11 protein-coding genes are annotated in these 13861 nt (G+C 45.3%); all 11 read right to left on the bottom strand.

The window, feature by feature from the left end:
* Window positions 1–27: 27 nt before the first annotated feature.
* Window positions 28–720 (bottom strand): response regulator transcription factor, encoded by a 693-nt coding sequence (locus HQN90_RS29785; RefSeq protein ID WP_173225950.1) that lies wholly within the window; start codon window positions 718–720, stop codon window positions 28–30.
* Window positions 721–877: 157 nt separating this feature from the next.
* The gene (locus tag HQN90_RS29780; protein WP_173225948.1) at window positions 878–1534 is read right to left on the bottom strand and encodes a response regulator transcription factor; all 657 of its coding nucleotides are present in this window, start codon (window positions 1532–1534) and stop codon (window positions 878–880) included.
* The gene (locus HQN90_RS29775; RefSeq protein WP_173225946.1) at window positions 1534–2694 is read right to left on the bottom strand and encodes a sensor histidine kinase; all 1161 of its coding nucleotides are present in this window, start codon (window positions 2692–2694) and stop codon (window positions 1534–1536) included. The genes HQN90_RS29780 and HQN90_RS29775 overlap by 1 nt, the downstream gene beginning before the upstream one ends.
* 29 nt (window positions 2695–2723) lie before the next feature.
* Entirely contained in the window at window positions 2724–3500 is a 777-nt protein-coding gene (locus HQN90_RS29770) for a CPBP family intramembrane glutamic endopeptidase (RefSeq protein ID WP_173225944.1), read from the bottom strand.
* A 181-nt stretch (window positions 3501–3681) separates the two neighbouring features.
* Entirely contained in the window at window positions 3682–4374 is a 693-nt protein-coding gene (locus HQN90_RS29765; protein WP_173225942.1) for a M24 family metallopeptidase, read from the bottom strand.
* Window positions 4352–5137: an HAD-IIB family hydrolase gene (locus HQN90_RS29760; RefSeq protein ID WP_173225940.1), complete on the bottom strand. Its 786-nt coding sequence runs from the start codon at window positions 5135–5137 to the stop codon at window positions 4352–4354. The genes HQN90_RS29765 and HQN90_RS29760 overlap by 23 nt, the downstream gene beginning before the upstream one ends.
* A 117-nt stretch (window positions 5138–5254) precedes the next feature.
* Complete coding sequence (gene pdxR, locus HQN90_RS29755; RefSeq protein WP_173225938.1) at window positions 5255–6664, bottom strand: MocR-like pyridoxine biosynthesis transcription factor PdxR; 1410 nt, start codon at window positions 6662–6664, stop codon at window positions 5255–5257.
* Window positions 6665–6897: 233 nt separating this feature from the next.
* Entirely contained in the window at window positions 6898–10011 is a 3114-nt protein-coding gene (locus tag HQN90_RS29750) for a discoidin domain-containing protein (RefSeq protein WP_173225936.1), read from the bottom strand.
* Between the two features lie 97 nt (window positions 10012–10108).
* Window positions 10109–11668 (bottom strand): DUF3502 domain-containing protein, encoded by a 1560-nt coding sequence (locus HQN90_RS29745; RefSeq protein WP_173225934.1) that lies wholly within the window; start codon window positions 11666–11668, stop codon window positions 10109–10111.
* A gap of 86 nt (window positions 11669–11754) precedes the next feature.
* Entirely contained in the window at window positions 11755–12642 is an 888-nt protein-coding gene (locus HQN90_RS29740; protein WP_338042405.1) for a carbohydrate ABC transporter permease, read from the bottom strand.
* A gap of 14 nt (window positions 12643–12656) precedes the next feature.
* Window positions 12657–13586, bottom strand: coding sequence for an ABC transporter permease (locus HQN90_RS29735; RefSeq protein ID WP_246362908.1), 930 nt, complete (start codon window positions 13584–13586; stop codon window positions 12657–12659).
* Between the last annotated feature and the right edge of the window lie 275 nt (window positions 13587–13861).

Below are 13861 nucleotides of genomic sequence, written 5' to 3'. Positions count from 1 at the left end.
CAGCCTCCTCTACCTTGTCTGGCGCTACTACTCAATGGTATACCCAATTCCCCACACGGTTTTAATGTATTGAGGGCTGCTTGGTTCTTTTTCGATTTTTTCGCGAATTTTCCGGATATGAACCATGACGGTATTATTAGATTCCCAGAAGGGCTCGTTCCAAACAGTCTCGTAGATTTTCTCCATGCTTAGCACAATCCCGCGGTTTCTGGCCAACACCTGCAAGATAGCGAATTCCCGCGGCGTCAGCCTAGCATCAACTTGATCAATACTTACTTTGTGTGTTGCCATATTGATGACAAGGTCGTCAATGACAATTTCATTCTCATTTTTTATCGTTGAAGCATTAAGCTGTCTGTATCTTCGAAGTTGGGATTTAACCCGTGCCATGATCTCAAGCGGGCTGAACGGTTTGGCAACATAATCATCCGCCCCGATGCTGAGGCCCGTAATTTTGTCCATCTCCTGGCTCTTGGCTGAGAGCATAATGATGGGCATATGCTTCTCTTCCCTGATTTTCATACAAGCCTCAATACCATCCATATGGGGCATCATGACATCCAAAATAATTAAATCGACATGGTTGGTTTTCAACAACTCCAGAGCCTCAACGCCATTGCTTGCTTTTAATAAAGTAAATCCTTCATTTTTCAAATAAATCTCCAGAAGATCGACAATTTCCTTCTCATCGTCAACAAGGAGAATGGTTCCTCCGAACATATCAAGTCCTCCTGATTCTCTGTCTATCCAGCGTATATCCTGCTGTCGCTGATCCTCTATATTAGCATAGCATGTCCATTTAATAAAAACCGTCAAAAGACCGCCGACTCTTTGATGTCGGCAGCCTTCTCGGAGGGCATGCTGTGTATCGCTGCTCTCATGTTGATAAATATTTTTTTAATAACAAGAGCGCCTTAGCCCGGTCATTGGTACCGATCTTCGCATAAATATCACTTAAATAGTTCTTTACCGTTCCCTGAGTCAAAAATAATTGTTCGGCAATTTCCTTTGAGTTGTATCCCTCTATAAGCAGCCTTGCTAGGTCAAGCTCTCTTGGCGTTAGCTCAAGTTCCTTGCCTGCCTTTTCAAACTCGCTGTTCTTATTGCGGATATTGCGAGCAAGCTTTTGTGCCACTTTGCCAGTAAGCAGCAAATTACCGGAAAGTGCTTCATCAATGGATTGAACAAGCTTCTCTCCATCGATGTCTTTAAGCAAATAACCGGAAGCTCCGCTGCATAAAGCCTCTATGATATACGCATCATCATCAAAGGTCGTTAAGATGAGTATGGTCACATGCGGGTAGAGCTCCTTAATGGCTTCGGTTGCCTTTACGCCTCCCATACCTGGCATGCGGATGTCCATCAGGATGATATCCGGGACAACCGAGTGAAGCCGTTCAAGCGCTTCTTCACCGGTTTGAGCCGTCCCAACGATCTCTATCTCCGCTTTTATCGAAAGCAAAGTTTCCAGACCTTCCAGCATAATTTTCTGATCATCCACAAGCATGACTCTGATTTTGCGAGCGCTATCCATTAACCGTTCCCCTTTGCAACAGGCATCTGGACATGGAGTGCAAATCCCTTCATCGGTTCACTTTGCACATGCAATTGACCGCCGATGGCCTCGATTCTTTCTTCCATCGATTTCAAACCAAACCCATAGAGGAATGAATCGCTGCCGCTTCCATTGTCCTTTACCTTAATATGAATCGTATCTTGCTGCTCAAAGACAGAGATCTCAATGGCACTTGCTTTGCCATGTTTGAGCGCATTGGTGATCGATTCCTTGATGAAGTTGATCATGACATACTCCTGAAGAGAGATGAGAGGGGTGACCGCCTCGTACTGCAAAATAAATTGAACGCCCGTCTGCTTCTCCGTATCGTTCATGATCTTCTGTATGCCTTCCCTAAGCCCCAAGTCGCCAACAGTCCCGTCCTTTGCTTTTAATGTTTTGACAACTTGACGGATGTTGCCAAGTCCTTGCTTCAGCTGCTCGCGAGCGATGCGGATCTTCCGCAGAGATTCCTCCGGTTTTCTATCGAAGAGCAGTTGGGCTCCTTCAAGGGCGACGATCGCTGTAGTTAACGTGTGTCCCACCGTATCATGAACTTCTTCCGCAATCCGCGTTCTCTCTTTTAATGCTGCCATCTCTTCTCTCGTTCTAGCCTCTTGGATCAAAGATTCGTTCAATCGAAGGGTAATATCCCTTTGATTGAGCAGCAGCTTAGTGCTCCAGATGGGGATTACCAAAAACGAATAGCTCAAAATATGGAACATATTCCACCATACATTTTCTCCACCTGCTGACCACAAAAAAATGTAGGCTAAATATCCACCATAGGCAAAGGGAAAGGCGTACCACGACTTGTACTGCAAGAGAAGATCCGCACTAAAGAGAACAAATACGATACTCTCAATTTCTGTTCCGCTTCGCAGGAATAAAAAAAAGAGGAGAACGATTTCGACAATCGGGGATATGGCTGCAATCGGATGATACTTGGGATGATTCAACACACGTTTCGAGTGCCTTAAGAGATACAGTCCGATCAGGATCATAACAACCATAAAGCCTTTATACTGAGATACAACAAAGTAAAGCAACAGCAGGACCACGTAAGCGCATGCCAGTCCATAGAAAAATAATCTCGCTACTTTCGTATTGCTTAGAGTATGAACGGTTGAAAAACTCATGAATCACACATCCCTTTGCATGGAACACTTCACAGAAATCCTAAAATGACCGCAGTAACGGCTATAAGTAAGGGAATGGCTTCCACCCCATGAATGATAACCGACGGCCAAAAGCTGCGATATTTCGCATTCAAAAAGCCGTAAAAAATCGATCCGACGAGAAGCAATGGGATATCCGACATTTTATGCAGGTGATAGGCAGCAAACAAAACACCGTTCATGGCCCAATCCCATTTTCCAAAAGCTCCCTTCATCTTAGGCAGCAGAATGCCTCTGAAAAATAATTCTTCTCCGAGTAAATAGTTAAACAAACAACTGACAAGTGCAATTCCGAGCAAATACCAGTCACCTACAAATTCAGGGCTCACCAAATTTTGTATCTGGGCATAATCCGCAGGAGCCATGAAAGGGAAAAGCCGGTTCATCGTTTCTCCCATAAACGCGAATAAACCTGAGCTTTCAAAGAAAAAGGCGTACAGAATGATCGGAATCGTGAATGAATAAGCGAGTTTGTAGACCTTAAACGTTTTCGGATGAACCGGATGGTTCAGCCAGAGTCTTTTTTTCAGCTTCGCCCAGCTTAAATGGCCAAGTTCCCTTTTCAAAAGGATGACTGATAGTACAAACTGCCAGATCATGCCGACAATCATAAGCATCCAATAGAGAATACCCGGATGTATACGGACGATTGGTACCAGAACCGGCATCAGTGCGAATCGAATAAGGAACATCGGCAGCGTGACCAAAGCCCATAAACCCAATATTTTGCTAACACTATACTGCTTGATCTCTATTTCGTTATGCAATCTTCCCACTCCTTCTCGAACTATTTACCGAAGTAACTATATTAGAAAAGGCCATCATATGATAAGTGACGATCGTCATAAACCATGGATTGGATCTGAAAGTGTTAGAGTAAAAAAAGCATCGTGCCGAAAGAAGGGAGTCCTCCCCACAATCGGACGATGCTTTCATCGCTCAGCTAGATTAATCAACCGTTAATAATTGTTCGATAAACCCGCCAATTTCCAATTCTCGATCAACAAAATGAATTTCCAAAATCCAATCTCGCGGATGACCGTTTTTGTCAGGTTCTCTCATGGCAATATGATTGTCGGGATGAATATAGTTCTCAACTTCTTCTCCCTGGATTTCTTCGTGAGGGAATTCACCTATGAGATGACCAGCGTGTGGTCCTCCGAATTCCCAACCATATTGGTGGGCAAGATCACTAACAAAGGCGAATAATTCACTACCTGTCACATTAGGTTTAGATTGAAAATAGGTTTTTCCTTCTGCCCAAGCCTGCGCAATATCATGACGTAGTTTGGTCTTATTCGGATCTTGTCCAAGCACGTATGTCCGGCCGAAATCAGCCTCCCAATCTTCAAAAATCGGACCGAAGTCAAGAAATACAATATCATCCTCAAGGACGGTCAAATCAGGAGGATTTTCTTTATACGGATGCAACGTGTTTTTGCCCGCTCGGACAATACGTTTATGCCAGTATTTCTTAATCCCAAACATTTGGAACGCCAAATCATAGATATCCCGATTAATCTGCTTTTCGGTTGTACCGCTCCTTAATATGTTCTTATCTTCGATCGCTTGGAAAAGTTCAGCCGCCTTCCTTTCAGCTTCTCGCAACGATGCATGTCTATTCTCCACAAATGAATTCATATGTATCTCTCCTCTGTCTTAGTTCCTCTAGCTTAGATATAATATTATGCTCTACTTTGTCATCCATCAAGATTTGATGATTAGCTATCAATCGTAGAGGTTCGTATGTGCCGATTAATACGGAATGTTGAGCCTGTTGAAACAAAGGAAGATCATTCATATCATTGCCCATGCATATAAAAGATTCTAGTTGAAGACCCGTTTGCTTCAATCCCGTCATTTTATTAACATTTTTATTTGTAATATCTAGGATGCCTTCAGCGGAATGATAGTGAATAGTGACATCGAGCTGTGATATTTTTTGCGACAATTCCTCGAATTTACTGCACGACAGAACGACAATTTTTATAAAAGACTCAATTTGATCCAATTCAACGCGTTTAGCCACATTATTTTGATCTAGACTCATGAGGAGAGGATGCTGTTTCTCTGTTCTAATCGCATAGTTCAATGTATCATCAACGAGAAAATCAGCCTGATAGTCATCTAGGAGCTTAATAATTTCATTCGCTAACTGAGATGGAATCGGATTATAGTAAAGAGGTTTTCCCTCATTAAAAGCCATAGCTCCATTGGCGCCGATCAAAAGATGATGATAAAAGCGGTCATCCAAAATGGGCAGCATGTCCCGATAAGGCCTTGCCGAAGCAAACCCGATAAAGTGACCTAATTGTTGCAGCTGCCATAAATAATCTAAAATCCTTTTGGAAATTGGCTGCCCTTTAAAACAAATCGTTCCATCCATATCAAAAATAAAGTTCATTCATCATCCACCCCAATTACATTGATGTAATCAATAGTAAATAGAACTTCATCCTAGTTAAAGGGACAGAACGAACAAAGTCAATAGGACAAGAGGGTTAAAGCTCGTTAAAGAGGGTCAAACAGGCTCAAACCATGCTTCGGTTAACAGCTTTATGCCAAGATGTATCTCCTTGCAGCTTAATGACCCGTATCCAAGCAGGACTGTCGGGTACTTCCCTGTCATATGAAACCTATACCTAGATGTCCCATACACTTGTACGCCATTCATCTTGCCCAACTTGATTAATTCAGATTCTGATTTACTGGACTTTACTGTAACGAATGCATGTAAACCCGTATCTTTGGCTTCAACTTCCACAAAATACTGACTATTCTGGGATATGGCTTCGAAAAAAGCTTTAGACTTCTCTTCATATTGTTTCCGCACTTTCTGCAAATGCTTGTACCAATAACCATTTGATACATATTGGGCAAAGGTTAATTGATCGAGTCTCGACACAGGTTGATCATATTCGGTTACTCTTGAATGAAATAAGGACAATACTTCATAAGGAAGTACGGCATAGCTTATATTCGTGACTGGTAAAAGTGTTTTTGAAATTCTGCCAATATAAATGACTTTCTCAGGGGCAAGACTTTGAATGGAAGCCACGAACCCATTTTCATATTTATATTCCCACTCATAGTCATCCTCAAAAACATATTTTCTGGAATTAACCCACTGCACCAACTGTTGTCTTTTGTCCTGAGGCATCGTCAACTTATTAAGAAACTGCTGGGAAGGACTAACATAAATCACATTGGCAGGACTCTTTTCAAGCTCATCTATCGAAATGCCGTCCGTCATCAAAGGAATCGCATGCACACGAAAGCCAAGGTTAATAAATGTGTTTCTGGCACCGTCGTACCCGGGGTCCTCAACTCCTATTACATAATCTCTCGTATCCATTAGCTGGCATAGCAGCGATACAAGCTGTTGAGGAGTAGCACCTATTATGATTTGCTCGGATGCGGAAATGACTCCCCTTGCTTCAAAAAGCAATCTTGATAATTCTTTCCTTAATGCGTACTCTCCCTGCGAGTCACCTTCTACTTCATAATTTCTTTGATAGTGCCCTATAATTTGGTTGCGCGCTTTATTCCACTGATTCAGTGGAAATGAAGAAAGTTCAATATTGCCATAACGAAAGTCGATACGTACTTCATCGGTATAATCGCCACCCCAAATCGGGGAGGAGTTGCTCCCCGATTTTTTAACAAGATGAACAATTTTATATCCCTTTTTGGGAATGTTGCTGATGTATCCTTCTGAAACCAAAAGTTGATAAGCGCTCTCGACTGTATTTTTGCTTACTTTAAGCGATTGAGCGCAGCTTCTAATGGAGGGAAAAAAAGTACCATATGGTAATTGCTCATTCAGTATGCCTTGTTTGAAATAGTCATAAATTTGATAAAATAATGGCTTTCGATCCAACGAAAAATCTAATGAAAACTCAAGAATGATACTTCCCCCATTTCTGGACATCAAAAAAGCCGCTGCATTCCGCGACTTTCCGTTAGCTTCGTACCATTCTCATTATATATCTAAATGAGGCACCCGTTCCAATAGCTATGGCAATTGGACGAAGGATATTAGCGAGGATGCTGTCTGCTTCGCGCGTTGAGCCTGCCTTTTCGGCAGGCTCAATGGCCGCTTCACTACAGGAGAAAAAAGACGTCCATCCCCAAGTGCTGGGATGAACGCCAACGGCGCTGCCGTTAATTTCCGTATACTTCGAACTCGTAAATGCGGGCGTTGCTGCGATCACCGGGAGTTTGTGCATACCCGGCATCGCTTTGGACCGTTGTCGTGATGTATAACCGGACATAACGGCTAGAGAATGAAGCTACCGTCCGATCGGTTGTCGCAGCGGTATTCCCCGTGACGGCATCAACGTCCGTCCAATTCGATCCATCGCTGCTCTTCTGCAGCTTGAAATCCTTCGTATTGTAGCTAGCTGCTTCCCCATTCGAGCCCGCATGCTTGACGACCCAGCGATGAATGGCATAGCTGGTTCCCAAATCAACCTTCAGCCACTTGTCTCCAGGCACGAGATTCAAAGCCTGCGACGTCCACTTGGTTGTTGCTCCTCCATCAATGGCTTTCGCCGCAGACTCGGTGACATTGATCTCATCACTTGCGGTCACTGTTTTGTTTAGAGCCACATTAGACGGAGTCGTCGCCCCCTCGTACAACGTGATTTCAGCGATCTGCAGGTTTGCATCGCCATTATTGGCAGATACGTCTAACCGATAATTCGCATAAGCCGTATTATTCGCAAACGTATATGCCTTAACCTGAAGCCGATTCGCGAATGTTTCATTCGTTCTCGTGTCGAGCGTCGTCCAGTTCGTTCCATCGTTGGAGCCTTTCAGCGTCCAATTCTTCGGATCTCTTGCCGGAACGTCATTCGCTGACGTAATCTCATACTTATTGATGACTTTAGCCGTTGTGTAGTGGTACTGAATCCATCCTGCATTCGTGAAAATGAGCCATTTGGTTGCCGGGGAGCCATCGAAAGCTTTTTCCTTCTCTTCACCGCTTGGACTGTTCGTGCTGCTTGCGGTTACCGTTTCGATGGATGATTGCCCTAACGCTTGATTCATATTGTTCAGAATTGCCGCATAGGAAGTCCCATCCAGCGCAAGGTGTATCGTCTCGTTAGCCGATGTTGGAATCGTCAAATCGGTTCCCGACATTGTGCCGCTATCCACTCCGTTGCGGTAAACGCGCACCGTCTGCCCGCTCCATGGATTGGCAAGCGTCGCGGTTTTGCCTTTTTCGCTGATGATGCGGACATATTCAACTTGATTGTTCTTCCTGCTGCTCGAAATGAGAAACGCACCGTCTGCGCGCAGGTCCCCATATTTCGCGTCGGTACCCGTCGGCCAGTTCGCGAACACTCTGATTTTGTTCTGGAACGATTGCAGCATCATTTCGGCTAGGGTTGCCGGCACAACGTTGAAATTCTCGATGCCGCCACCACCGGTTTTAATATGCATATTAGCGTAGCTTGCGCTGCTGACGAACGATGAAAGCTGACTCAGAATCGTCGCTGGATCATAACCAACTCTCGCTGCTGCCGGATAAAATGTGTTGGTGCCATTGCCGTCTGTCCAGCGGGCCATCTGGCCGATCATGTTTTTGGCTGTTTGGATGAGCGATGCGCTGCTTGATAGGCCGATCTGGCGGCCAGGATAGATGTGTTGGATGCCAATCGCATTATCCGTGCTCCAGTCCCGCCCGACTTCCGTATAGCGGAATACGGTCTGACTGTTTCTCGTCTGCGTTGGAAATGCACTAAGATTGTTCAGGATGTTCTGCCATGTCGATCGGAGCGTCGTATCCTGACCGAGAGCCGTACTGATGTCTATGCAGCCTTGAAGCACATAACGAACCAAACCGAGCGACATGACCCCATTGGTTTGAGGATAGACATCACCTTCATGCTGGGCATCGTTGGTAATGACATATCGCGAACCGTCCCATGTCAAATAGTTCTGCCAGAACTTCGCCGCCTCTTTCAGATAGGCATAAATCGAATTCGCATAGGCCGAGTCAGCCGTCGCATAGTAGTGGTCGAGCATGACCGTCGCTCCGAAGACGGCATTCGTTTTTTGGTTATGGTAATTTCCGTCTGTGTCCATCGTGAAAGGACCTATGCCTACGGGGTAGTAAACCCCAGTAAATCCAGCGCCCGCAGCCGCGGTTTGCGCTTTCGGAATCCAGTCAAGCACTGGCTTGTCGTACGCGCCCGCAAGTTCAATATGGTTCGTAGGCATAGCGAAATAAAATGGCGCCTCTGTGTTGTAGTTCAGATGGTAATCGCCGCCCCAATCCGAATTGCGGGCTATCCAAGCCCCCCACAACCCTGGAGGCGCTTCACCTGTTCTAGAGCTGCTTCCGAGCAAATAGAGCGAGCCGTAGAAGGACTTCTCGATCGTTTTGTTCGGGATTTCGATGAAAGATTTCGTATAGAAGGCATCCCACCACGATTGATGCGCTGCTTTAAGTGAGTCTATATCGGCTTGGGTTTTGGAGCTGATATTGCTTAGCGCAAGCGCCTGATAATTGGCTGAATCTTTATTGCTCATGATACTCGTGACGAGTGTGTACGTGCTGCCGGGTGTTAAAGTGAACTGAAGCTGGTTATTGCTGATCGTTCCCGTCGTACCGATAACTCGCGTTGCAATGCGGGCTTTGATCGTCGTTATGCCATTAACGGTATCGGCACTGTCCGCCCGGACATCACGGTACAGAATATCCCCTGATGAACCGATCGAGCTCGTGAATGTATTCTGATTGGCTGGGGCGAGAGAGATCGTGGCGTTCTTCGAACCGCTTCCCGTGTACGTAAACTTCGTCATAAACAGATTGTTCGTCGTGTCTGTCGCCTGCACCCAGCTCGACGTGTTGATGGTATTGCTCGAGAGTGTAAACGTGCCGTCCACTTGCGCGCTGGCTAGCTTCTGCTCCGTCAGGTACGACGAGCCCGTCATGCCAGAAACGGCGATGCCCAATCTGGCCATCGATTTCAATTGACGCTCCGCAACGGAGAAAAACTCATTTTTGCCGAGCACGATCGTCATCGCATCAATGTTTCCAACCATAACGGCGCCAACATCTCCGTTGCCCAGCAATGGAGCGTTGGTCGTATTGCCGAAATTGCTATCCGCCTGCGGCGAAGTCCATGTCCCTTTGTATGCGCTTACGATTCGTTGTGCATGATTAGCTGTAATCGTATCTGCGCTCGCCGAGGGTACCCCAACCGTTGTTATGACCGATACGCTCGCTACGATAATAGCCAAACTAGCAGCCCATGCTTTTCTCATTACTAAAACCTCCTCATGTTTGTTAATACATTTTGGAAATCGTTAGACAAAAAGCCGCTTTCAACTTTCTAAAAAGAAGAAAAGCGGCTATTGATCTTTATTTGGATGCTTTCCAAGCATCAATTTGTTTCTGCATTTCTGCAAGAATATTGTCCAAGCCCGCCTTTTTCAACTTCGCATTCATCGTTGGCAAGGTGGTATCCGGATCGGCAATACCTGTGATCAGTCCGGCATAGAATTCGTCCACGACCGAGGCGGTTTGCGCCAATTCGCTTTTCACGTTGCTTGGATCGAACGAGAAGCCTAACAATTTGGACGGAACAGCTGCGGCGTTCTTATCAGGGCCTGCTGGATACCATTTCGGCTGAGTCGCGCTAGTGCGGAACGAATTGAACATGTTGCCGTATTCCCAACCAGAGTCCATCCAATAACCGGCATTGTCGACTTTTTTGATCAAACCATCCGAAACCTTCGTATAATGCTTGCCTTCAATACCGTAGCTCATCAAATTAAACAGCTCCGGATCGGCATACATCAGGTTGTAGAACATCATCGCTCTTGCTGGATCTTTGGACGTTCGGGAAATCGCTGTCATGGTTGCGATAATAGATCCTGTGCTCATATAGGGCTTAGAGAACTCTATAGCTGCTACGTTGGCTGCATCTCCACCGCCGAATCTTTGAGCTTGGTTCGCAGCTGTATCTGGATTGATAACGGTAAATGTAGAAGACACATATTTGCCTGCCAATTCATCCGAGTTCGTGTCTTTAATCGTCGCCGCGTCTTTGCGGATAATCCCTTTGCTGTACCACTCACGCATTTGTTTCAAAAAGGCCGTGAACTCCGCCGTTTCATACAAATTCACGACTTTGGACGAGGCATCGTCGATTCGAATGACACCAGGATTTTTCTGGGAGAAATATTCAAGTCCGATCGCGGTGCCGTAGTTGCCCATCACATCGGTGTCGCCTTTTAAACTAAACGGATATTTATCCGGCTCAGCCTGTTTGACTTTTTCAAAAAACGGTGTCAAATCAGCCAATTTTTTGAACTGATCGGCCTTAAACCCATATTTGTCCAAGTATGTTTTGTTGATAAGTACGCCCGGTGTGCGAGCCAGAACTTGGGTATTAATAATGCCATACAGCTTGCCTTTCACCTTCGCGGCATCCCAGGCAGATGGGGGTACTTGCTTCGTTATATCTGAACCGTATTTGGATAACAGATCCGTAATGTCGAGGAATGCCCCTTTGTTTACGTTTTGCAGGTAATCATTCGTCCAGTTCGATGTGAAAATCAGATCCGCTTTCTCCCCTGAAGCTGCAATCGCTTGCATTTTCTGATCGTACGTACCCCAATCGACTAATTGAATATTCAGCGTGGCGTTTATTTTTTCTTTGGTAATCTTGCTCATCGCATCCTGCACAAGCTTAGCATCTGGGAATACGCTTTGCGGCAAATACCATGTAATTTCATAAGGCTTAAGCTCCGCTGTGGCTGGACTAGCGGCAGCACTGCTTGCTGGGGAAGCAGGCGCGCTGCTGACTGGCGAAGGAGATGCACTGTTATTGTTGGCTCCGCAAGCGCTAAGCAGCATACTGATGGACAAACAGCTTACAATGACGGGTGACAAGGCTTTGATTGTTCTATTTTTCATATGCGAACCCTCCTAATGTCATGTTACAGGCAGTACAATCTATTATCATCCGATCCGGATTCGGATTGACAAACACTTACTTTCAGTTAGCCTTTAACCGCACCAACTGTCAATCCTTTGATCAAGTATTTCTGGAAGAAAGGGAAAGCGAACAACATCGGGCCAGCGGCCAGAATAGCAATCCCCATACGGGAAGATTCAGCTGGAATAGCGCTCATATCAATGCTGATCCCCGCTTGCATGTTTTTCGTCAAAAACTCGATATTAGACATGATCCGCTGCAGGAAATATTGAAGCGGTATCAATTTTTCATTTTGAATATAGAGCATGGCAAGCCACCAATCGTTCCAATACGCTAGTGCGTAGAACAAGCCCACCGTAGCCAGCGCCGGCTTCGACAGCGGAAGAACGATCCGCACAAAGGTGCTCAGTTCCGACGAACCGTCGATTTTGGCAGATTCAATAATTTCGAAAGGCAAGCCATCCATGAAACCTTTCATAAGCATCGTAAACCACGCGCTGACGCCATACGGAAGAATTAATGCCCAAATCGTATCCTGAATGTGCAATACGCTGGTTGTAATAATGTACGAAGGAACTAATCCTGCATTGAACAACAGCGTGAAGAAGATGAAGTAGCTCGTAATTTTGCTATAGCGATAATCCTTCCGGGTCATAATGTAAGCAATGGAAGAAGTGAGAATCAAGCTTAACGCAGTTCCCACGACGGTCACAAAAATCGTGATCATATAGGATTGAAGCAGCGCCTTGGGCGTTTGGAAAATATACGAATACGCGACAAACGTAATCCGTTTGGGAATCAGTTGATAACCATACTTCGCGATGTCCCCGTCAAATGAAAGCGAGACAGAAATGACGTACAACATGGGATAGATGAACAAGATCGATAGAACAACAAAGAATAGAATGATCAGCCAGTTGTTTTCTGACTTTTTCTTGATAGATGAACGCACTGTCACCCTCCTCCCTAGAACAAAGCGTTGTCTCGATTAAATTTACGAACGAATAAATTAGTCGCTACAACCAGAATCAAACCAACAATCGCCTGATACAAGCTGGCTGCAGACGCCATACCCAAATCTCCGACAACACGCAGCGAACGGAACACATACGTATCAACAACATCTGTCGTGGCATACAGCATTCCCGCATCCCTAGGCACAAAGTAGAACAATCCAAAATCCGAGTAAAAAATGCGGCCCACATTGAGCATGAACAACATCGTAATTAATGGCAAAATGAGCGGGATGGAAATTTTTCGAATTTGCTGCAACCTAGAAGCTCCATCTATGGAAGCAGCCTCATAATAACTGTTGTCGATGGACAGCAAGCCTGTGAAGAAGATGATCGCGGTGTATCCGACATTTTTCCATAAATACGTTAGCAGTAAAATAACCGGCCAATACCCCGGCTTGCTATACCAGTCGATCGGGGCCACATGAAGCTGCTCCAACGCCTTATTGATCACACCGAAGGAAGGATTCAGCAAAATGTAGCTGACAAAACCTACGACAACCCATGAAAGAAAATAAGGAAAGAACAAAATCGTTTGGAACAGTTTGACCCATCTTCGGCCTAACTCAGCCAGCAATAAACCGATGACTAGAGCGCAGGACATCCCCACGACAATAAACAACCCATTTAACAACAAGGTGTTCCGTGTAATCCTCAGCGCGTCTTGCGAGTTGAAAAAAAACTTGAAGTTATGAAGCCCTACCCAATCGCTTCCCCAAATGCCTTTGGTATAGTTAATATCCTTAAATGCGATCACAATGCCATACATCGGCAAGTAGTAAAATACAAACACAACAAGTACCGCTGGCAAACCGATGAAAAATAAGCTCCTTGCTTTCCAGAAATGCTTCCATTCCTTCTGTAAGGCGGTGAAGATTCCCAAGTGTGATACCTCCTTCTGTAAGTGCTGCTTCGTCCTTTGCGATTTCATCATACGAAATCCCCTGACGAATTGAATACTGCTCATTTTTGCGCCTGCTAAAATGTACTGTAGTTTTGAAATCCGGCCGGATTTCAACTGTACTTTACGCAAAAAAGCCGCCGACACGTTGGTCGACGGACTTTTTTGTATGCTGAGACTGCCAAAAAGGCAGGCTCGAGACGGAAAAACCATCAAATCCCATCAAACTCGATCTGAGCCTGCCGAAAACGCCGGCT

The sequence above is a fragment of the Paenibacillus alba genome (genome assembly GCF_013204855.1).
Lineage (GTDB): Bacteria > Bacillota > Bacilli > Paenibacillales > NBRC-103111 > Paenibacillus_E > Paenibacillus_E alba.
The sequence above is the reverse complement of the archived record's forward strand: the minus strand, read 5'-3'. Positions and strand labels throughout refer to the sequence as shown.